The organism is Brevundimonas sp., assembly GCF_036676055.1.
Taxonomy (GTDB): domain Bacteria; phylum Pseudomonadota; class Alphaproteobacteria; order Caulobacterales; family Caulobacteraceae; genus Brevundimonas.
Map to the genome: position 1 here is coordinate 1 of NZ_JAKFDS010000035.1, position 20,329 is coordinate 20,329.

The 20,329-nt window shown below is 69.3% G+C and carries 16 protein-coding genes; 5 read left to right on the forward strand and 11 right to left on the reverse strand.

What is annotated here, in order from left to right; genetic code table 11:
- Nucleotides 1-658: 658 nt before the first annotated feature.
- On the reverse strand, nucleotides 659-2,542 hold the full coding sequence (locus V6M45_RS06200; RefSeq protein WP_332654785.1) for a ribonucleoside-diphosphate reductase subunit alpha: 1,884 nt from the start codon (nucleotides 2,540-2,542) through the stop codon (nucleotides 659-661).
- A gap of 279 nt (nucleotides 2,543-2,821) precedes the next feature.
- Between V6M45_RS06200 and V6M45_RS06205 the strand changes: the two genes are divergently transcribed.
- On the forward strand, nucleotides 2,822-3,577 hold the full coding sequence (locus tag V6M45_RS06205; RefSeq protein ID WP_332654770.1) for a phosphatase PAP2 family protein: 756 nt from the start codon (nucleotides 2,822-2,824) through the stop codon (nucleotides 3,575-3,577).
- A gap of 3 nt (nucleotides 3,578-3,580) precedes the next feature.
- Here V6M45_RS06205 and V6M45_RS06210 read toward each other — a convergent pair whose 3' ends face one another.
- Nucleotides 3,581-4,006 (reverse strand): hypothetical protein, encoded by a 426-nt coding sequence (locus V6M45_RS06210; RefSeq protein ID WP_332654771.1) that lies wholly within the window; start codon nucleotides 4,004-4,006, stop codon nucleotides 3,581-3,583.
- A 110-nt stretch (nucleotides 4,007-4,116) separates the two neighbouring features.
- Entirely contained in the window at nucleotides 4,117-4,857 is a 741-nt protein-coding gene (locus V6M45_RS06215; protein ID WP_332654772.1) for a glycosyltransferase family 2 protein, read from the reverse strand.
- A gap of 88 nt (nucleotides 4,858-4,945) precedes the next feature.
- Between V6M45_RS06215 and V6M45_RS06220 the strand changes: the two genes are divergently transcribed.
- Together V6M45_RS06220 and V6M45_RS06225 are read left to right on the forward strand one after the other, a co-directional pair.
- The gene (locus tag V6M45_RS06220; protein ID WP_332654773.1) at nucleotides 4,946-6,604 is read left to right on the forward strand and encodes an ArnT family glycosyltransferase; all 1,659 of its coding nucleotides are present in this window, start codon (nucleotides 4,946-4,948) and stop codon (nucleotides 6,602-6,604) included.
- The gene (locus V6M45_RS06225; protein WP_332654774.1) at nucleotides 6,601-7,515 is read left to right on the forward strand and encodes a hydroxymethylglutaryl-CoA lyase; all 915 of its coding nucleotides are present in this window, start codon (nucleotides 6,601-6,603) and stop codon (nucleotides 7,513-7,515) included. The genes V6M45_RS06220 and V6M45_RS06225 overlap by 4 nt, the downstream gene beginning before the upstream one ends.
- A 45-nt stretch (nucleotides 7,516-7,560) precedes the next feature.
- Here the strand turns inward: V6M45_RS06225 and V6M45_RS06230 are convergent, their stop codons facing one another.
- Nucleotides 7,561-8,013 carry a PA2169 family four-helix-bundle protein gene (locus tag V6M45_RS06230; protein ID WP_332654775.1) on the reverse strand — a complete coding sequence of 151 codons (453 nt, stop codon included), beginning with the start codon at nucleotides 8,011-8,013 and terminating at the stop codon, nucleotides 7,561-7,563.
- A gap of 187 nt (nucleotides 8,014-8,200) precedes the next feature.
- Here V6M45_RS06230 and V6M45_RS06235 point away from each other — a divergent pair, with 187 nt between their 5' ends.
- A complete protein-coding gene (locus V6M45_RS06235) occupies nucleotides 8,201-8,749 on the forward strand; it encodes a hypothetical protein (RefSeq protein ID WP_332654776.1) in 549 nt (182 codons plus the stop codon).
- Nucleotides 8,750-8,817: 68 nt separating this feature from the next.
- Here the strand turns inward: V6M45_RS06235 and putA are convergent, their stop codons facing one another.
- Nucleotides 8,818-11,946 carry a bifunctional proline dehydrogenase/L-glutamate gamma-semialdehyde dehydrogenase PutA gene (gene putA / locus V6M45_RS06240; RefSeq protein ID WP_332654777.1) on the reverse strand — a complete coding sequence of 1,043 codons (3,129 nt, stop codon included), beginning with the start codon at nucleotides 11,944-11,946 and terminating at the stop codon, nucleotides 8,818-8,820.
- Between the two features lie 115 nt (nucleotides 11,947-12,061).
- Between putA and V6M45_RS06245 the strand changes: the two genes are divergently transcribed.
- Nucleotides 12,062-13,147: a glycosyltransferase family 4 protein gene (locus tag V6M45_RS06245; RefSeq protein ID WP_332654778.1), complete on the forward strand. Its 1,086-nt coding sequence runs from the start codon at nucleotides 12,062-12,064 to the stop codon at nucleotides 13,145-13,147.
- A 41-nt stretch (nucleotides 13,148-13,188) separates the two neighbouring features.
- Here the strand turns inward: V6M45_RS06245 and V6M45_RS06250 are convergent, their stop codons facing one another.
- From V6M45_RS06250 to V6M45_RS06275, 6 genes are all read right to left on the reverse strand, one after another.
- A complete protein-coding gene (locus tag V6M45_RS06250; protein WP_332654779.1) occupies nucleotides 13,189-14,406 on the reverse strand; it encodes an OprO/OprP family phosphate-selective porin in 1,218 nt (405 codons plus the stop codon).
- Between the two features lie 254 nt (nucleotides 14,407-14,660).
- Complete coding sequence (locus tag V6M45_RS06255) at nucleotides 14,661-15,725, reverse strand: substrate-binding domain-containing protein (RefSeq protein WP_332654780.1); 1,065 nt, start codon at nucleotides 15,723-15,725, stop codon at nucleotides 14,661-14,663.
- Between the two features lie 197 nt (nucleotides 15,726-15,922).
- Nucleotides 15,923-17,320, reverse strand: coding sequence for a dihydrolipoyl dehydrogenase (lpdA, locus tag V6M45_RS06260; RefSeq protein WP_332654781.1), 1,398 nt, complete (start codon nucleotides 17,318-17,320; stop codon nucleotides 15,923-15,925).
- Between the two features lie 7 nt (nucleotides 17,321-17,327).
- On the reverse strand, nucleotides 17,328-17,756 hold the full coding sequence (locus tag V6M45_RS06265; protein WP_332654782.1) for a hypothetical protein: 429 nt from the start codon (nucleotides 17,754-17,756) through the stop codon (nucleotides 17,328-17,330).
- 4 nt (nucleotides 17,757-17,760) lie between these two features.
- A complete protein-coding gene (locus tag V6M45_RS06270; protein ID WP_332654783.1) occupies nucleotides 17,761-19,446 on the reverse strand; it encodes a 2-oxo acid dehydrogenase subunit E2 in 1,686 nt (561 codons plus the stop codon).
- Nucleotide 19,447: 1 nt separating this feature from the next.
- Nucleotides 19,448-20,329, reverse strand: an 882-nt coding sequence (locus V6M45_RS06275; protein WP_332654784.1) for an alpha-ketoacid dehydrogenase subunit beta, incomplete at its 5' end; no start/stop codon positions are given.

A 20,329-nucleotide genomic window follows, 5' to 3' on the forward strand; every position in this document is an offset into this window, starting at 1 on the left:
CGGGACGGCCTTACCCCCGCCATTGCGAGGCCATCTGACCGCACCTCAAGGCGCGCGGCGAGCAAGCGGGCAGGATCCATCCCCGCCCTCGAGGACCCCCGGACTCTCCATCGCCCGGGCTTCTTCGCTCGACCACAGCCCGCCGTCATCGAGAACGTGGATCCGACGCCCTCCCCGTCGACGGGATGAAGGGAGTCTAGACCGGGGTCTTCCTACGGCGTGCTCAGGACGCTGACCGGGAAGAGATGTCGTGGGGAAACAGTAGGTTGGCCGGAAACGAAAGGACGGCGGCGCATGAACTTGCAGCGCAGCAATTCCCGCTTTCGTCATCCTCCGGCGCTCCGCAGGAGCGACCGGGGGACCCAGCGGCGCCGAAGGCGATCTGTTCAGGCAGGCTGTCGTGAACAGCGGCGCACTGTCAGGTTCGCGCTCACGCGCGCCGCTGGGTCCCCCAGTCTGCGCGGCTCCGCCGCTTGCCGGAGGACGACGAAAGCAAGGAAGGCGGCGTCTCGCGCCTGTCGTGCCTTCTGCGTAGCCTTTGTGATGAACCAGCCAAGGCGCCGTTTCGATCGTGCGGCGGACAGTGCCCCTCCGTCACGGCGCGTAGTCGCGCCGCGCCACCTCCCCATCGCTTCGCGACGGGGAGGAGATCCTCAGCTCACTGACAGGCGAGGCACTCGTCGTAGTCGGTGCGGGCGGCGCTGAAGAGGTCGGGCTGGTTGGGGTCGATCTCTTCCTCGACCTTGTTCTCGGCGCCGGCGAAGGCGGCGCGCTGAACCGACTTGGAGCGCAGGTAGTAGAGCGACTTCACGCCGGTCTCCCAGGCGCGCCAGTGCAGCATGTGCAGGTCCCACTTGTCGACGTCGCCCGGGATGAACAGGTTGATCGACTGGGCCTGGCAGATTTCCGGCGCGCGGTCGGCCGACAGTTCGACGACCCAGCGCTGGTCCAGCTCGAAGGCGGTCTTGAAGATGGCCTTCTCGTCGTCGGTCAGCTGGTCGAGATGCTGGACCGAGCCCTCGTGCTCGAGAATGGAGTTCCACACCTCGCTGGTGTCGATGCCCTTCTCGCCGAGAACCTTCTCCAGATAGGGGTTCTTGACCGCGAACGAGCCCGACAGGGTCTTGTGGGTGTAGATGTTGGCCGGGATCGGCTCGATGCCGGCGCTGGTGCCGCCGCAGATGATCGAGATCGAGGCGGTCGGGGCGATGGCCAGCTTGTGGCTGAAGCGCTCCATGACGCCGCGTTCGGCGGCGTCCTCGCAGGCGCCCTTCTCTTCGGCCAGCAGGCGGCTGGCCTTGTCGGCCTCGCGGCGCAGGTGTTTGAACAACCGCATGTTCCACGACTTGGCCATGGCCGACTCGAAGGCCACGCCCTGGGCCTGGAGGAAGGAGTGGAAGCCCATCAGGCCGAGGCCGACGGAGCGTTCGCGCTTGGCCGAATAGACGGCCGCGGCCATGGCCGGCGGGGCGCGGCGGATGAAGTCTTCCAGCACATTGTCGAGGAAGCGCATGACGTCCTCGACGAATTTCGGCTCCTCGCGCCATTCGAGGAAGGTCTCGGCGTTGACCGAGGACAGGCAGCAGACGGCGGTGCGGTCGACGCCGAGGTGGTCGCGGCCGGTGTGCAGCATGATCTCGGCGCACAGGTTGGACTGTTTGACCGACAGGCCGAGGTCCTTCTGGTGCTGCGGCATCTGCCGGTTCACCGTGTCGGAGAAGATCAGATAGGGCTCGCCGGTCTGCAGACGGATCTCGAGGATCTTCTGCCACAGGGTGCGGGCGTCGACGGTCTTGAGGACCTCGCCGTTCTTCGGCGACTTCAGGTCAAAGGTCTTGCCGTCGCGGACCGCGAACATGAATTCGTCGGTGATGTTGATGCCGTGGTGCAGGTTCAGGGACTTGCGGTTGAAGTCGCCCGAGGGTTTGCGGATCTCGAGGAACTCCTCGATCTCGGGGTGGTGGACGTCGAGATAGACGGCCGCCGAGCCGCGGCGCAGCGAGCCCTGGCTGATGGCGAGGGTCAGGGAGTCCATCACGCGGATGAAGGGGATGATGCCCGAGGTCTGGCCCGCGCCCTTGACCTTCTCGCCGATGGAGCGGACGCCGCCCCAGTAGGTGCCGATGCCGCCGCCGTTCGAGGCGAGGGCGACGTTCTCGTTCCACACGCTCTGGATGCCGTCGAGGCTGTCGCCGACGGCGTTGAGGAAGCAGGAGATCGGCAGGCCGCGGTCGGCGCCGCCGTTGGACAGGACCGGGGTGGCCGGCATGAACCACAGCTTCGACATATAGTCGTAGACGCGCTGGGCGTGGTCGGAGTCGTCGGCGTAGGCGGTGGCGACCCGGGCGAACATGTCCTGATAGCTCTCGCCCGGCAGCAGGTAGCGGTCCTCCAGCGTCTTCTTGCCGAAGTCGGTCAGCAGGTCGTCGCGCGACCGGTCGAGCTGGATCGAGGGCACCACCTGCAGGTGGGGTCGATCAGCGGCGTCCGCAGCCGCAACCGACTGGAAATCCACTGTCTTCAACGCTTCGCCGCCGGCCATAATGGTCACTGCCCTGAACTGAATTCGATTAAGTCATCTGCGCCCCCGACCACATCATCTAGTGGCCGAAGCGCTCCCCAAGCCCACATATGGGGCGCAGATGGCTAACCAACCGTCAACGGGGTTGACGATCACTTTCTGGGCGAATCGTCTTCAAGACGGGGGATGAGCCTGTGGACAGGCCGCGACCACGGGATGACGGGGGTGTGACCCATGCCGCAAAAAATCGATCACGAACGCGTGAGGGGAACGTCCCGCAAGCGGGACCGTTTGGGGCCGATGACCTCCGAGCAAACCGCCGCCTTCGCCCGCCGGGCGCTGCGCATCGCGCGCACCGAAATCGCGGCCATCAGCGCCCTTTTCATCGTCGCGCTGGGGGTGATGACCTTCGTCGAACTGGCCGACGACATGACCGAGGCGGACGGCCGGGCCTTCGATGAGGCGGTGCTGGGGGCGATGCGCCCCGGCGCCATGATCGATCCCTGGGGGCCGGGCTGGCTGGAGGAAGCGGCCATGGACCTGACCGCCCTCGGCGGGATCGCCGTGCTGGGGCTGTTCGCCCTTGTGACGGTCGGCTTCCTGATCCTGCAGCGCAAGCGGCTGTCGGCCCTGCTGCTGGTGCTGGGCCTGGCCGGCGGGGTGGCGCTGAGCGAGGGGCTGAAGGCGATGTTCGGGCGCGAGCGGCCGCCCGAGGCGCTGCAGGCGGTCGAGACGCTGAACGCCAGCTTCCCCTCGGGGCACAGCCTGCTGTCGGCCGTCTTCTATCTGAGCATCGGGGTGATGCTGACCCGGGCGTTCCCGCAGAAGCGGTTCAAGGCCTACATCATCGGAGTGGCGGTGCTGCTGACCCTGATCGTGGGGCTGACGCGGGTCTATCTGGCGGCGCACTGGGCCACGGACGTGCTGGCGGGCTGGAGCGTCGGCGCGGCCTGGGCCATGGCCCTGTGGCTGGTCGCCTATGCGGTGCAGCGGGCCCAGCAGGGACATCCGCAGGCGCCGCATGTGCTGCCGGTGGATGAGGGCAGCGCGACCTGACCGTCAGCTCGCCCCGAAATCGAGGTCCTTGCGGGCCGAGATGATGGTGACGATGAAGCCGGCGAGGACGTCGAGCATGACCATGGTCAGGATCAGGAAGAAGGTCGAGGTGGCGAAGCCCTTGATCAGCAGGAAGGCCACCAGGCAGACCACGAACAGGATCATCGACAGGGCGTGGTTGACGATGGCGACCTTCTGGCTGGAGGTCGATTTCAGCAGTTCGAAGAACAGCAGGAGCAGGGCCAGGAACAGGATCAGGTCGCCGCTGCCGATGTTCCAGCCGCTGCCCGAGACCATGGGGACGCTGAAAATCGGGTCCCGAAGCGCCTGTTCCGCAGCGGCGACGCCGCCGGTTCCGACGACGCCGCTCAGAATGACGACGGCGTAGATGATGACCGGGATCACGAGCAGCGGCAGGGCGATCAGCATGGCTGTGGCTCCATGGCGGACGGGCGCGCGGCGATACGGCCGCGCTTGTTAAGGATGAATACCCCCGTTCGCTCCGGACGGCTACGGTTGCTCGCCTGTCGGGCGAACCGTCAGAATTCGGAGATCGCTCCGGGGCGGCGCGAGCGCGACTTCAGCCACATGACGCCGAGCAGGTCCGACAGGGAGGCGATCAGCCGGCCCCAGTTGGTGTATTTCGAGCGACCGGTCTCGCGGTGGCGGTGGGCGACGTCGAGGTAGCGGTTCTCGTAGCCCTCGCGGATCATGAGCGCCGGCAGGTAGCGGTGCAGGTGATCGAAATAGGGCAGGCGCAGGAAGACGTCGCGGCGGAAGGCCTTGAGGCCGCAGCCGGTGTCGGCGGCGTCGTCGGCCAGCAGCCGCTTGCGGATGCGGTTGGCCCACAGCGAGGCCTGGCGCTTCGCCCCGGAGTCCTGGCGTTTGGCGCGCACGCCGCCGACCAGGGCGACGTTGGGGGGCGAGGCCGTGAGCAGATCGACCAGTCGCGGCGCGTCGGCGGGCGGGTTCTGGCCGTCGCCGTCGAGGGTCACGACGATGGGACCCCGGGCGGCGAGCACCCCGGTGCGGACGGCGCGGCTCTGACCGGCGTTCGAGCCGTGGCTGAGCACGCGCAGGGCCGGCAGCTCGGCCATCAGGGCGCGCAGCTCGGCCAAAGTGCCGTCCTTCGAGGCGTCGTCGACGAAGATCATCTCATAGGACCGACCTGTGAAGGCGGCGGCGATCTCGCGGGCCAGGGGGCCGGCGGCGCCTTCCTCGTCATGCACGGGAACGACGACGGAGATGTCGGGGGTCGTTCTTGGGGTCGCTTCGATCATGGGCGTTCTGTAGCGGGTTTCGCGGCGCGGCGGGAGGCTTGAGCGTGGGCCATGACGCGGCGCGGACGGGCGTGATAGGAATGCCGTCATGATGCGCCCCGACCTCGACCGATTCATCGCCGGCTGGCGGGGGCCCGTGCTGGCGGCCCTGATCGCCCTGCTGGCCGGCCTGCCGGTGCTGGCGCTGCTGCCGCCGCTGGACCGCGACGAGAGCCGCTACGCCCAGGCCACGTCACAGATGCTGGAAAGCGGCGACTACGTCGACATCCGCTTCCAGGACGAGCCGCGCTGGAAGAAGCCGGTCGGCATCTACTGGATGCAGGCGGCGGCGGTGGCCGTGACCTCCAGCGTCGAGAACCGCGACATCCAGCCGTACCGCATCCCCTCGATCCTCGGGGCCATGCTGGCGGCGGCGGCCTGCGCCTGGGCGGGGGCGGCGATGTTCGGCCAGAGGGCGGGCTTCCTCGCCGGGGCCATGCTGGGGGCGACCTTCCTGCTGTCGACCGAGGCGGGCATCGCCAAGACCGACGCCATGCTGTGCGCGGCGGTGACGATGGCCATGGCCGGGCTGGCGCGGATCTATCTGGCGACCCGGGCCGGGGAGGCGCCGCGACGACCGCACAAGCTGGTGTTCTGGCTCGGGGTCGGGCTGTCGATCCTGATCAAGGGGCCGATCGGCCTGATCGTGGTGGCGCCGGCTATCCTGCTGCTGTCGCTGTGGGACCGGGACGTGAAATGGCTGGCGCGGCTGGGCTGGGGCTGGGGCCTGCCGCTGGTCGCCCTGATCGTCGGGCCGTGGGCCATCGCCATCACCATCGCCACCGACGGCGGCTTCTGGCGCGAGGCCATCGTCGGCGACCTGGCGCCCAAGATCGCGGGCGGCCACGAGAGCCACGGGGCGCCGCCGGGATACTATCTGATCGGGGCGCTGCTGATGTTCTTCCCGGCGACCTTGATGCTGCCGGCGGCGCTGTCGACCGGATGGCACAGGCGGGCCGAGCCGGCGGTGCGGTTCCTGGTCTGCTGGCTGGTTCCGGCCTGGCTGATCTTCGAACTGACCCCGACCAAGCTGGCCCACTACACCCTGCCGACCTATGGCGCGCTGGCGCTGCTGGCGGCGGCGGCCCTGACCCGGCCGATCGGGTCATGGTCGCGCTATTCGGGGGCAGGGCTGTCGGTGCTGGCGGGGTTGGCCCTGGTGCTGATCACCGTCTTCGGCCTGACCGAATACGGCCGTTCGACGGCCCAGACCTGGGCCACCATCACCATCGTCTTCGCGGCGCTGGCGGCGCTGATCGGGGCCTTCCTGCTGCTGCACCGGGCGGCGGTGACGGCGGTGCTGGTCGCCATCGCCCTCGGGGTCGTGGCCCATGCCGGGCTGGCGGGCACGATCCGGCAGCTGCGCCCCCTCGCGGTCGCGCCGCAGCTGCAGCAGGTGCTGGAGCGGGCCGACCTGCATCCGCGTCAGGGCCGGCCGGGGCCGGTGGCGATCACCGGCTTCCACGAGCCGAGCTTCGTCTTCCTGACCGGGCGCGAGACCGAACTGACCGACGCGGACGGCGCGGCGCGGGCGCTGGCGGAGGGGCGGCCGGTGATCGTCGAGGCGCGCGACGCCGACGCCTTCAGCGCCGCCTCGGCGCGGCTGGGCGTGACCGGACGCGCGGTCGGGGTGGTCAACGGCCACAACTATTCGCGCGGCGACGACGTCAGCCTGACCGTCTATGCGCCGGCGGGAGCGATGCCGTGAGCCGGCCGATCACCATCGTCGAGGTCGGGCCCCGCGACGGGCTGCAGAACGAGAAGGCGATCCTGGAGCCCGCCGTCCGCGCCGAGCTGGTGCGGCGGCTGGAGGCGGCGGGCGCGCGGCGGACCGAGGCGGTCAGCTTCGTGCATCCGAAATACGTGCCGCAGATGGCCGGGGCGGAAGAGGTCATGGCCGCCCTGCCGCATGAGGCCGGACGCAGCCGCATCGGTCTGGTGTTGAACGGCAAGGGCTACGACCGGGCGCTGGGGACCCCCGTCGACGAGGTCAATGTGGCGATGTCGGCGACCGATGGCTTCGGGCTGAAGAACCAGGGCATGGGCGTCGACCAGCAGGTGTCGATGCTGTCGGACATCATGACCGGGCGGGCCAATTCCGAGGGCGGCGCGGGCGCCGGGCCGTCACTGTCGGCCACCCTGAGCTGCGTCTGGGGCTGCCCGTTCGACGGCGAGGTGTCGGTGGGGCAGGTCGCGGACCTGGTCGGCCGCATCGGCGAACTGGGGGTGAAAGAGATTGCGCTCGCGGACACCATCGGGGTGGCCGATCCGTGGGCGGTGACGCGGAAGGTCGAGGCGGCCCGGAAGGCCGCGCCGGAGGCGGTGCTGCGGCTGCATTTCCACGACACGCGCAATACGGGGCTGGCCAACGCCTATGCGGGGGTGGAGGCGGGCATCGACGTGCTGGACGCCTCGGTCGGCGGCATCGGCGGCTGTCCGTTCGCGCCGGGGGCCACCGGCAATATCGCGACGGAAGACCTGGTCTATATGCTGGAGCGGGCGGGGTATCCGACCGGCTACGATCTCGACGCCCTGGTCGTGACGGCGCGCTGGATCGGCGGGCTGATCGGCCGGCCGGCGCCGAGCGCGTTGAGTCGGGCGGGAGGGTGGCCGAGGTGACACTCTCCTCCCCGCGGTGCGGGGAGGAGAAAGCCGCTTCGGGCGTCAGTGCATGCGGTGCTTGAGCGCACTGATGGTGTCGTGGTCGGCCTTGACCTCGGCGTAGGCGGTGGTGACCAGCTGGCGGGCCGGTTCGGGCAGGTCCGTGTCGCGGGCGGCGGCCTCGAATTTGGCCTTGATCACGTCCTCGCCGCGTTCGACCTCATCGATGACGCCCTTGTCGTCGCGGCCGCCCAGCTCGCCGCGCAGCTCGGCGAATTTGTTATGGATGCGGCCCATCAGGGACTGGTCGTCCTCGGGCTCGCCGCCGAAGGTGCGGACCTCCTGCTGCAGTCGGCGGCACAGTTCCTCGCGCTTGCCGGCGCGCTCGGTGAACAGGCTCTTGAACTCCGGATTGTCGGCGCCTTCGGCAGCGCTGCGATAGCCGTGGGCGCTGTCCATCGTCGTCTCGATCAGGCTGTTCAGGACCTTCACGGCGCGGTCGTCATGGGTGTGCATTCAAGCTCTCCTTGAGGTTGGGCCAGCTAAACCCGGTCCATCCGCGCCTGTTCCGAACGGGCCCCTCACGATTCCGGGACGGGTCGGTGAGTCGCGTCTCTTTTCAGCAGGACCTCAGATTTCGCTCATGCCGCTCACGGACAGGGCGGGCAGGGTGGCCGCCTCATTCAGCAAGCGAGGCGAGGCGATGACGGCGACGACGGGAGACGACAACGGGCGGCTGGGGCGGTGGCTGCGGATCGCGGTCTGGGGCGGGGCGGGGGTCGCCTGGCTGATCCCGGTGGCGGCGAAGCTGCTGACGGACCTGCCGTGGACCACGTTCGACTTCGTGGCCTGGGGCGTGATGCTGCTGGTTGCAGCCGGGGCCTGCGAGATCGGGCTGAGGCTGTCGGGCAGTCTGGCCTACCGCGCCGGGGTGGTGGTGGCGGCGGGGACCAGCTTTCTGATCGTCTGGTCGAACCTCGCGGTCGGTATCATCGGCAATGAGAACAACCCGCTGAACCAGATCTTCTTCGGGGTCATCGCCATCGCGATCGTCGGCGCGTTCCTGGCCCGGTTCCGGCCGAAGGGGATGGCGGTCGCCATGGCCGTGACCGCGGCGGCCCAGTTCGGCACGGGGTTCGTGGCGCTGGCTTACGAGCACATCGTCTTCGCCATCGTCGGCGTGTTCTCGCTCGGCTGGCTGCTGGCGGCCTGGCTGTTCCGGGAGGCGGCGCGGGGGGAGAGGGCGAGCTAGTCAGGCAGCCCCTCCACCGCCTTCGGCGGTCCCCCTCCCCATCCGCGATGGGGAGGAAACCGGAGGGCCTACAGGTTCAGCAGCGCCGGGTCGCCGCCCTGGGCGGAGATGTTGTTGCTGATGGCCTTTTCGGAGGCGTAGCGGATCAGGCTGTAGGGGCCGCCGGCCTTGGGGCCGGTGCCGGAGAGGCCCTCGCCGCCGAAGGGCTGGACGCCGACGACCGCGCCGATGATCGAGCGATTGATATAGACGTTGCCGGCGGGGACCAGGCGGGCGACCTCGTCGGCGAAGGCCTCGATGCGGCTGTGCACGCCGAGGGTCAGGCCGTAGCCGCGCTGGGCCAGTTTCGCGGCCGTCTCCTTCAGCTTCGAGGGCTCGTAGCGGCAGACGTGCAGGATGGGACCGAACACCTCGCGCTCCAGATAGTCCGGAGTCGGAATCTCGGCGATGGTCGGGGCGAACAGCCAGCCCTTGTCGGCGCCGGCGGGCAGGGCCGCGCGGGCGACGATCTTCGCGTCGCCTTCGAGCCGCTTGAGGTGGGCTTCGAGCATGCCCCGGGCGTCGGCGTCGATGACCGGCCCGATGTCGGTGGCGGGGTCAGAGGGATCGCCCACGACCTGCGCCGCGAGGGCGCCCTTGAGGCCCTCGATCAGGGCGTCGGCGGCCTCGTGGGGGACGTAGAGCAGGCGCAGGGCCGAGCAGCGCTGGCCGGAAGAGCCGAAGGCCGACAGGATGACATCGTCGATGACCTGTTCCTTCAGCGCGGTGGTGTCGACGAACATGCCGTTGAGGCCGCCGGTCTCGGCGATGAAGGGGATGATGGCGCCCGGGCGGGCGGCCAGCGACCGGTTGATGGCCGTGGCCGTGTCGGTGCCGCCGGTGAAGGCGACGCCGTCGATGCCCGGGTGGGCGACGAGGGCCGCGCCGACGGTCTCGCCGCGGCCGGGGACCAGGGCCAGCAGGTCCGGATTCAGCCCGGCCTTGTAGTAGAGGCGCACGGCCTCGGCGGCGATCAGCGGGGTCTGTTCGGCGGGCTTGGCCAGCACGGCGTTGCCGGCGGCGAGGGCGGCGGCGATCTGGCCGGTGAAGATGGCCAGCGGGAAATTCCACGGGCTGATGCAGGCGAAGACGCCGCGGCCGTGCAGGACGAGGGTGTTGATCTCGCCGACCGGGCCCTTCAGCTCCTTCGGACCGCCGAAGTCGCGCTCGGCCAGCATGGCGTAGTAGCGGCAGAAGTCGGCGGCCTCGCGCACCTCGGCGACGCCGTCGTTCAGGGTCTTGCCCGCCTCGCGGCTGAGCAGGGCGACGAGCCGGTCCATGTCAGCCTCGAGGGCGTCGGCCATGGCGCGCAGGACGGGAGCGCGGCCGGCGCCGCCCTTGCGGTCCCAGGCGACCTGGGCGCGGGCGGCGGCCTCGACCGCGGCGTCGATGTCGGCCGTGGTCGCTTCGGAGACGTGGCCGAGGATCTGGGTCGTGTCGAAGGGGTTGGTCACAGGCTGGGGGTTGGTCCCCGCCTTGAGCTTGCCGCCGAGGATGGGCCCCGAGGTCAGCTTTTCGCTATCGACCTTTTCGAGGGCGAGGACGTGCCGTTCGCGGTCGGCGGCCTGGGAGTAGTCGCGGCCCAGCGAGTTCTGGCGGTCCATGTACATGTCCTTCGGGGTCGGGATTTTCGCGTGGCGGTCGGGGTGGGCCTCGACGGCGGAGATGGGGTCGGCGGCGACGGCGGAGGCCGGGACGCGCTCGTCCAGCAGGGCGTGGACGAAGGAGGAGTTGGCGCCGTTCTCGAGCAGGCGGCGGACCAGATAGGGCAGCAGATCCTCGTGGCCCCCGACGGGGGCGTAGGCGCGCACGGTGACGGGGCCGAAGGCGTCGCGCGCCGCGTCGTAGAGGGCCTCGCCCATCCCGTGCAGGCGCTGGAACTCGATCTTCACGCCGCGTTCCGAAGCCATCTTGTGGACGGCCGCCAGGGAGTGGGCGTTGTGGGTGGCGAACTGGGAGTAGATGTGCGGCGCGGCCTCGATCATCTGGCGGGCGCAGACGAGGTAGTTGAGGTCGGTGGCCGCCTTGGTGGTGAAGACCGGATAGTCGGTACGGCCGAACTGCTGGGCGCGCTTGATCTCGGTGTCCCAGTAGGCGCCCTTGACCAGACGCACCATCAGCCGGCGGCCCGAGGCGCGGGCCAGGTCGGCGACGCGGCGGATCACTTCGGGCGCGCGCTTCTGATAGGCCTGGACGGCGAGGCCGAGGCCGGTCCAGCCGCCAAGATCGGGCTCATGCGCCAGCCGGTCGAGCAGCTTCAGCGACAGGGCGAGGCGGTCGGCCTCTTCCGCGTCCATGGTGAAGTTGATGTCGTGTTTCGCGGCGATGCGGGCGAGGCGGACGATGCGGGGGTAGAGCTCGTCCCAGACGCGGGCCTCGTGGGTGGCCTCGTAGCGCGGCGACAGGGCCGAGAGCTTGACCGAGACGCCGTGCCCGGCCTCGGGACCCTGCCCCTTGGCGGTCTTGCCCACGGCCTCAATGGCGTCGGCGTAGATCTTTTCGTAGCGTTCGGCGTCGTGGGCGGTGCGGGCGCCCTCGCCCAGCATGTCGAACGAGCAGAGCCAGCCTTCGCGGTTCGAGCGTTTCAGCGCCGCCTCGATGGTGCGGCCGACCACGAACTGCTCGCCCATGATGCGGACGGCGGCGGCGACGGCCTCGCGGATGACCGGCTCGCCGAGGCGGCCGACGATGCGCTTGAGGAAGCCGGGCAGGTCGGTGCGGGCCTCCTCGTCGACGTCGACCAGCTTGCCGGTCAGCATCAGCCCCCAGGTCGAGGCGTTGACGAACAGGCTGTCGGACTGGCCGAGGTGGCTGGCCCAGTCGGCCGAGCCGATCTTTTCGGCGATCAGCCGGTCGCGGGTGTCCTCGTCCGGCGTGCGCAGCAGGGCCTCGGCCAGGCACATCAGGGCGAGACCCTCGCGGGTGCCGAGGCTGAACTCCTGCAGGAAGCTCTCGACGACGCCCTGCTTCTTCACGCTGGCCCGGGCCCGTTCGACGAGGCCGACCGCGCTGTTCAGAACGCCCGCGCGCTCGAGGGCGTCGAGGGGGGTGCGGGCCAGAAGGCCGGCGACCGTGGCGGTTTCATCCGCGAACTTGCCCTGGTCCAGCGCGTCCCAGTCCTGAGACAGGGGGAGGGGCGAAGAAACGTGTGCGTCCATGGCGCGCCTCCTAGACCCTTTTGCGCCGGAACGGGAGAGGGATGCGGCGTCTCGCCAAGGACATCGTAAACGGCTAGATCGGTTCCCCGATCAACGGCGGAGCCCCACGCCCTCAATGCGCATCGTTCTGGCCACCGACGCCTGGGAGCCCCAGGTCAACGGCGTCGTCCGCACCCTGACCCGGACGATCGCGGAATGCCGCGGCATGGGCCACGAGGTCGAGGTCATCGAGCCGAGCCAGTTCAAGACCATCCCGTGCCCGACCTATCCGGAGATCCGGCTGGCGCTGGGGGCCGAGGAGGAGATCCGCGAGCGGCTGCGGGCGTTCGAGCCGGAGGCGGTGCACATCGCCACCGAGGGGCCCATCGGCATCGCCACGCGGCGCATCTGCGTCGAATGGAAGCTGCCGTTCACGACCAGCTACCACACCAAATTCCCCGAATACGTCTCGGCCCGGTTCCCGATCCCTGTGCAGGTCGGCTACGCCTACATGAAGTGGTTCCACAAGCCGTCGGGGCGGCTGATGGTGGCCACGCCGACGCTGCGCGACGAGCTGGAGGCGCACGGCTTCCGCAACGTCTCGCCGTGGTCGCGCGGGGTCGACACTGAACAGTTCAACCCGGACCTACCGCGCATCTATGACGAGCTGGGCGGCAAGGATTGGCCGCGGCCGTTCTGGCTCAACGTCGGCCGGGTGGCGGTCGAGAAGAATATCGAGGCTTTCCTGCAGACCGACCTGCCGGGCACCAAGATCGTGGTCGGGGACGGCCCGGCCCGGGCCGAGCTGGAAGCGAAATATCCGGACGCGAAATTCCTCGGGGCGCGGTTCGGCGAGGAGCTGGCGCGCTGTTTCCGCGACGCCGACGTCTTCGTCTTCCCGAGCTGGACCGACACCTTCGGCCTGGTGATCCTCGAGGCCATGGCCGCCGGCACGCCGGTGGCGGCCTATCCGGCGCATGGTCCCATCGACATCATCCCGGGCTCGAACGCCGGGGCCATCGACAAGGACCTGCGCGTCGCCTGTCTCGAGGCGCTGAAGTGCGACCGCGCCGCGGTGCGGGCCTATGCGGAGAAGTTCAGCTGGCGGGCCTCGGCCGAGCAGTTCGTCGAGAACCTCCAGCCCTATCCCGAGCCCGAGCGCGGGCGGTTCTGGCGCCGGCTGCGGCGCATCGCGCGGCTGCGGAAGCGCGCGGCGGCCTAGGAGCGCCCTTCTCCCCCGGGGGAGAGAAGGGCTGCATCGTCCTAGAAGTCGAACTGCGCCCGGAACTGCAGCGTCTGGACGTCGACATCCGAGGCCGCGACCTGGGCCTTGTTCTCGGCGTCGGTGTAGTTGGCCATGAAGCGGATGTGGGACCACGGGTACCAGGTGGCCCCCAGGGTCACGGCCGAGTACTCGCCGGCCGTGGCCACGCCCGCGAACTCGGTCAGGTCGGCGGCGTCGTAGCGGACCGCCAGCTCGACGGCGCCCATGCCGCCCTGCGTCACCGGCTCGCGGACGCTGACCCGGTCGAACTTGCCGTCGGCGGGCTTGTAGTTGCGCCGCTCGCCGGTGGGGAAGAAGGAGGCGAAGACGTAGTATGCGTCCGCCCCGGCCGAGCCGCCGCCAGTCAGGTCGGCGTCGATGGTCGCCCATTCGCCCTGGACCGAGAAGCTGCGCCAGACGGCGGCGGCCTCGAGGCCGATGGCGACATCGCCGTCGCCCGCGCCGAGCGGCGAGGAGCCGGCGTCGGTGTAGCGGGCGCCGAAATTGGTGTTGTTGCGGACGCGGTAGCGGAAGGCCGTGTCGTCGCGCCGGTCGCGGTCGCGGGCCCAGACGCCGAGGTGGACTTTGGTGTCGGCGGCGACGATCGGGGCGAAGTGGGCGCGGACGAAGACGCCGCGCTGTTCGTCGCCGTCGCCCGGGGCGCCGTCGTTGACCGAATCGCCGTGCACCCCGCCCGCGATGGACCAGTTGTCGCCGCCGGTCCGCGCCGCGAACGTCATCACCCGGCCCGCGTCGATCAGATCATTGAACGGGCCGCGTTCCATGAAGGTCGTGTATCGGGCCGATGTCAGGTTCTCGAGCGACAGGCTCTTGAAATTGCCGATGGTGAAGGCGGTGTGGTCGGACGGGGCGTACTGGACGAACAGGTCTTCCCAGTTCGACTCGCCGTCGATGAAATTGGCCTCGGCGACCCAGGACCAGCGGTCGGTCCAGGTTCCCTGCAGGCCGATCCGGGCGGTGCGGAAACGGTCTTCAGAGTCGCTGAAGTCGACGCCGACGGCCCGGTCGACATCCTGGTCGACATAGTCGACGAACACGCGGCCGCGGGGTTTGATGGTGAAGTCGCCCCAGCTGTATTGAGGCGCGCCCTTCCAGGCGCTGCGGGCCGGCTGCGTGGTCTGGGCCAGGGCCGAACCGGCCGTGAGCGAGAGAACGGCGGCGAGCGCGGCGCCCGCCAGCAGGGAGTGTTGTCGCACGGGAGGAATCCTTCGCTTGCCGGCTGACCGGCCATGGACTGTCAGCCCCCGGATTATCGTCCGCGCGCAACGCTTTCGCTGCGGTCCGGCGAAGGATCGGTGAGATTGCGGTGACGCTTGTCCGACGATGGCAATGCAGGACTGTGACGCTTCCCATCCGGAAATGTGACAGCGCCGGCGACGGGTCGCAAACAGCGAAACGCCGCGAGCCTTGCGGCCCGCGGCGTTCGGTCAACTTCGACGGGATCCCGCGTTTACTGCGGGCTGGTCATCGGGGTCATGGCGGAGATCAGGGCGCGCTGGGCGGCCAGTTCTTCCGCGGGCAGCGGCACCAGGCCGCGGTCCTGCAGATAGCCTCCACGCCCGGCGGCGGCCTCGGACATGAACTCCGTCACGAACTCTTTCAGCCCCGGCGTCACGCCGACGTGGGCCTTCTTGACGTAGATGTAGAGGCTGCGGGCCAGCGGATAGGTGCCGTCGGCGATGGTGTCCGCCGAGGGGGCGATGCCGTTGATGGTCTCGGCCTTCACCGTGTCCATGTTCTGCTCGAGGAACGAGAAGCCGAACACGCCCAGCGAGCCCGGGGTGCGGGTCAGGGTCTGGACGATGGCGTTGTCGTTCTCGCCCGAGTCGATCCAGGCGTTGTCCTCACGCAGGGTGTGGGCCAGGGCCTCGAAACGGTCGCCGTCGGCCTTGTCCACGGCGGCCAGCGCCGGGATCAGCTTGGCGCCGGGCGCCATGCCCAGTTCGAGGAAGGCGTCGCGGGTGCCCGAGGTGGGGGGCGGGCCGTAGACCTGGATGCGCTGGGCGGGCAGGGACGGATTGACCTGGTTCCAGGTGGTAGAGGGGTTGGCGACGAAGGCTCCGCCGGCGCCCGGGACTTCCTTGGCGAGGCCGAGGTAGAGGTCCTGCAGGCGGAAGTCGAAGCTGGCGCCGGAGCGGGCCGTGGCGATGACGATGCCGTCGAAGCCGATCTTGATCTCGACGATGTCGGTGACGCCGTTCTTCTGGCACAGCTCGAACTCGGACTTCTTCATCGGCCGCGAGGCGTTGGCGATGTCCGGGGTGCCGGCGCCGACGCCCTCGCAGAAGCGCTGGATGCCGCCGCCGGTGCCGAGCGACTCGACGCGCGGGGCCGCGCCGCCCGAGGTGCGGGAGAAGTTCTCGGCCACGCGGCTGGCGAACGGGAAGACGGTCGAGGAGCCGACCGCGAGGATGCCGCCGGCGGCGTTCTGGGAGCCGGAGCTCTGATTGTCGCCGCAGGCGCCGAGCGCGACGAGGGCGATGGCCGAGGCGGCGGCCAGCAGGGTGCGTGTCATGGATCAGCTCCGACAACGGTTGAGGTCGAGGCCGCTTTGACCACAGGTTTGTGACGGGAGAGCCGACGGTCCGGTGACGGTTCGGCGACGCTTCTGGTGGGTCGCGGTCGTCGGCCCTTCGGGACCTCCCGACCCGACGCGGCCTGGCGCTTCGCGCGCTCAAGCAGCGAGTGACCGCGTCGCGAGCGATAGCGCCCCTAGATGTGGATCGCGTGGCCCAGGGCCCGCAACGACGCCTCGTGGAAGGCCTCGCCCATGGTGGGGTGGACGTGGATGGTTCCGGCGACGTCTTCGAGGACGGCTCCCATCTCCAGCATCTGGGCGAAGCTGTTGCTGAGTTCCGAGACGTGCTGGCCGACGGCCTGGACGCCAAGCAGCCGGTGATCGGTCTTCGACGCCAGCACCCGGACGAAGCCGCCGTCGCCGCCGGCCTCGATGGCCAGGGCGCGGCCGAGGGCCATCAGCGGGAAGACCGCGGTGATGACGTCGTCGCGGCCCTCGACGTCCAGCGGGCCGAGGCCGGCGGAGACGATCTCGGGTTCGGTAAAGCAGACCGCGGCGATGCTGACCGGGTCGAAGCGCTTGTCGTGACCGGCGATGATCTCGGCGACGATCTCGCCCTGGGCCGAGCCCTTGTGGGCCAGCATCGGTTCGCCGGTCAGGTCGCCGACGGCCCAAACGTTCTTCATGCTGGTGGCGCAGCGGTCGTCGATCTTCACGAACGGGCCGGCCATGGCCACGCCCATGTTTTCGAGGCCCCAGCCTTGGGTGCGCGGTCGGCGGCCGACGGTGACGAGGACCTTGTCAGCCTTGAGCTTGAAGGCCGTGCCGTCGGCGGCGACGACATTGAGCTGGCCCTTTTCGAACGACCCGGCCTTGGCGCCGAGGTGCAGTTCGACGCCGTGCGTCTCCAGCCATTTGCGGACCGGATCGGTCAGGGCCTTGTCGTAGAGCGGCAGCAGGCGGTCGGCCATTTCGACGATGGCCACCTCGGCCCCCAGCTTGCGGAAGGCGATGCCGAGCTCGAGGCCGATGTAGCCGCCGCCGACGACGACCAGCTTGCCGGGGACCTTGTCCAGCGACAGGGCCTCGGTCGAGGAGATGACGTCGCCGCCGAAGGGCAGGAAGGGCAATTCGACCGGCTCGGAGCCGGTGGCGAGGATGACGTGCTCGGCGCTGATCGTAATGTCGCCGTCGGCGGTCTTCACCGTGCAGGTCTTGGCGTCGGAGAAGGTCGCCCAGCCGTTGATGACCCTGACCTTCGCCTTCTTCAGCAGGCCGGCGACGCCGGTGTTCAGCTTGCGGACGATGCCGTCCTTCCAGGCCACGGTGGCCTTCAGGTCGATGGCGGGCTTGCTGGCCGTGATGCCCAGCGTGCCGCCGTCCGCCGCCTTGGCCACCGTCTCGAATTTCGTGGCGGCATGGATGATGGCCTTGGACGGGATGCAGCCGACGTTCAGGCAGGTGCCGCCGAGTCCGTCGCCGCCGTCGACCAGCACGGTGTCGAGCCCCAGCTGGCCGCAGCGGATGCCCGCGACATAGCCTCCGGTGCCGGCGCCGATGATGAGGACTTTGGTGGTGAGGGTCTGGGTCATGCTCAACCTACTGCCGGGCGGTGCTGCGGACCAGCACCCGGTCCGAATTGCTTATTTCGTTCGCTGCGACGGCATAGTGAGTCCGGACGCCATCGTTTCGGATGTCGAGCCACACCCAGTATCGCCCCGGGGTCTGGGCCAGGATCTCCCAATCACAGTGGTAGTCCACGTCCGGGATCCGATGTTCGAACGTCGCCTGAGGCTGATCAAATCGCCCCTTCAGCACTTCAATGACGTTGCCGCTCGCGCTTCGGAACAAGCTCCTACCAGCGTCAGCCCGGGGCTGCCCGGGAGTCACCGACGAAACGTCGACAACAAGCACAATGTCGCTGTCTTGGGTCATGCCGTCATAGCCCGGCCAAATCAGCGAGCAAGCCTGAGCTGGTTCAGCGGCAGCCATTGTGAGAGCCATGCTGATCAGGGCGAGGGTTCTCATCCCCTTACCCCATCCACAGCGTGGCCGGATGCTCCAGCAGCCCCTTGATGCGCTGGACGAAGACGGCCGCGTCGTGACCGTCGACGATGCGGTGATCGAAGCTGGAGGACAGGTTCATCATCTTGCGCACGACGATCTGGCCGTCCTTGACCACGACCCGCTCGGCGATCTTGTTGGGGCCGACGATGGCGACCTCGGGGTGGTTGATGATCGGGGTGTGGACCACGCCGCCCAGCGTCCCCAGCGAGGTGATGGTGATGGTCGAGCCGGAGAGCTCCTCGCGGCTGGCCTTGCCGGACTTGGCCGCGCCGGAGACGCGGGCGATCTCGGCGGCGGTGTCGTACGGGTCGCGCGCCTCGGCGTGGCGGACCACGGGGACCATCAGGCCGTTCGGCGTCTGGGCGGCGATGCCGAGGTGGACGGCGGCGTGGGTGGTCAGGACCCCGCCCTCGTCGTCGTAGTGCGAGTTGATGGTCGGCTGGTCGCGCAGGGCCACGACGATGGCGCGGGCGATGAAGGGCAGGACGTTCAGCTTGGGCTGATCGCCTTTGCGGTTGGCGTTGAGGTGGGCCCGGAGTTCTTCCAGCGCCGTGACGTCGATCTCTTCCACATAGGTGATGTGGGGGATGCGGCGGACGCTCTCGGCCATCTTCTCCGCGATCTTGCGGCGCAGGCCGATGATGCGGGTCTCGGTGGTTCCTTCGGCGCGGGCGTAGGTCGAGGCGGCGGATGCTCCGGAGACGGACGATCCGCGGCCGCCTTGCGCGACATAGGCGTCGAGGTCGCCGTGCTCGATGCGGCCGGCGGGGCCGGAGCCGGGGACGAACTGGAGCTCGATCCCCAGCTCGCGGGCGCGCTGGCGCACGGCGGGGGAGGCGAGGGGGCGTTCACCGCGCGTCGACAGTTGGCGCGAGCCCTCCCCCTCGATGGGGGAGGGTTGGGTGGGGGTGGTGGCAGGCTGTTTCGAGGAAGGCGCGGGTGGGCTGATTTTCGACGGAGCCTCACGCGCCACGTCGTGACGCGATGCGCCTCCACCCCCACCCCCGGCCCCTCCCCCCTCGAGGGGGAGGGGAGAAGAAATGTTACCCTTGCCCTCGACCTGGAAGCTGACCAGCGGGCCGCCGACGGCCACCTGGTGGCCCGGCTCGCCGTGCAGGGCGACCACGGTTCCGGCCACCGGGGAGGTCAGTTCGACAGTGGCCTTGTCGGTCATGACGTCGGCGATGATCTGGTCCTCGGCGACCGTGTCGCCGACCTTGACGTGCCAGCCGACGAGTTCGGCCTCGGCGGTGCCTTCGCCGACGTCGGGGAGTTTGAAGACGTAGTTGCCGCCGCCTGCGGCCGGGGCGGCGGGCGCTGCTTCGGTCCTGGGCGCTTCGGCTTTCGGAGCGGGCGCGGGTTCGGCCTTCGCGGGCGCCGGAGCGGCCTCGGCCGACGCGTTCCCGGCCCCCTCGACATCGAACTCGATCAGGGGCGAGCCGACGGCCAGCTGCTGGCCGGGTTCGCCGTGGGCGGCGAGGACCTTGCCCGCGACGGGCGAGGTCAGCTCGACGGTGGCCTTGTCGGTCATGACGTCGGCGATGATCTGGTCCTCGGCGACCATGTCGCCGACCTTGACGTGCCAGCCGACCAGTTCGGCCTCGGCGGTGCCTTCGCCCACGTCGGGCAGTTTGAAGACGAAACGGCCCATGTCAGCGCCCTCCGGTCATGACGGCCTTCAGGGCCGTGGCGACCCGTTCGGGTCCCGGGAAATATTCCCACTCGAAGGCGTGGGGATAGGGGGTGTCCCAGCCGGTCACCCGCGCGATCGGCGCCTCGAGGTGGTAGAAGCAGCGCTCCTGGACGAGGGCGCTGAGCTCGGCGCCGAAGCCCGAGGTTTTCGGCGCCTCGTGGACGATGACGCAGCGGCCGGTCTTCTTGACGCTGGCCTCGATGGTCTCGATGTCGAGCGGCACGAGGGTGCGCAGGTCGATGACCTCGGCGTCGACGCCGGCGTGTTCGGCCCCGGCGAGGCTGACCCAGACCATGGTGCCATAGGCGAGGATGGTGACGTCAGAGCCCTCGCGCATGACGCGGGCCTTGCCGATCGGCTCGAGATATTTGCCGGTCGGGACCTGGGCGAGCTCCTGCGCCTTCCACGGGCTGACGGGCTTCTGGTGCCAGCCGTCGAAGGGGCCGTTGTACAGGCGTTTGGGCTCGAAGAAGATGACCGGGTCGTCGTCCTCGATCGCCGCGGTCAGCAGGCCCTTGGCGTCATAGGGGTTGGACGGGATGACGACCTTGAGGCCGGCGATGTGGGTGAACAGGCTCTCGGGAGACTGGCTGTGCGTCTGGCCGCCGAAGATGCCGCCGCCGTAGGGGCTGCGGATGGTGATCGGGCTGGTGAACTGGCCGGCCGAGCGGTAGCGCAGCTTGGCCGCCTCGGAGACGATCTGGTCGTAGGCCGGGTAGATGTAGTCGGCGAACTGGATCTCGACGACGGGGCGCAGGCCGTAGGCGCCCATGCCGATGGCGGCGGCGACGATGCCGCATTCGCTGATCGGGGCGTCGAAGCTGCGGGTCAGGCCGTGCTT

Bases quoted from the DNA above. Each gene is read 5' to 3' on its own strand.
- V6M45_RS06210 (WP_332654771.1), bottom strand. From the start codon at position 4,006: ATGCTGATCGCCCTGCCGCTGCTCGTGATCCCGGTCATCATCTACGCC.
- V6M45_RS06235 (WP_332654776.1), top strand. From the start codon at position 8,201: ATGACGGCGACGACGGGAGACGACAACGGGCGGCTGGGGCGGTGGCTG.
- lpdA (WP_332654781.1), bottom strand. From the start codon at position 17,320: ATGACCCAGACCCTCACCACCAAAGTCCTCATCATCGGCGCCGGCACC.
- putA (WP_332654777.1), bottom strand. From the start codon at position 11,946: ATGGACGCACACGTTTCTTCGCCCCTCCCCCTGTCTCAGGACTGGGAC.
- V6M45_RS06265 (WP_332654782.1), bottom strand. From the start codon at position 17,756: ATGAGAACCCTCGCCCTGATCAGCATGGCTCTCACAATGGCTGCCGCT.
- V6M45_RS06245 (WP_332654778.1), top strand. From the start codon at position 12,062: ATGCGCATCGTTCTGGCCACCGACGCCTGGGAGCCCCAGGTCAACGGC.
- V6M45_RS06220 (WP_332654773.1), top strand. From the start codon at position 4,946: ATGATGCGCCCCGACCTCGACCGATTCATCGCCGGCTGGCGGGGGCCC.
- V6M45_RS06200 (WP_332654785.1), bottom strand. From the start codon at position 2,542: ATGGCCGGCGGCGAAGCGTTGAAGACAGTGGATTTCCAGTCGGTTGCG.
- V6M45_RS06230 (WP_332654775.1), bottom strand. From the start codon at position 8,013: ATGCACACCCATGACGACCGCGCCGTGAAGGTCCTGAACAGCCTGATC.
- V6M45_RS06205 (WP_332654770.1), top strand. From the start codon at position 2,822: ATGACCTCCGAGCAAACCGCCGCCTTCGCCCGCCGGGCGCTGCGCATC.
- V6M45_RS06215 (WP_332654772.1), bottom strand. From the start codon at position 4,857: ATGATCGAAGCGACCCCAAGAACGACCCCCGACATCTCCGTCGTCGTT.
- V6M45_RS06255 (WP_332654780.1), bottom strand. From the start codon at position 15,725: ATGACACGCACCCTGCTGGCCGCCGCCTCGGCCATCGCCCTCGTCGCG.
- V6M45_RS06270 (WP_332654783.1), bottom strand. From the start codon at position 19,446: ATGGGCCGTTTCGTCTTCAAACTGCCCGACGTGGGCGAAGGCACCGCC.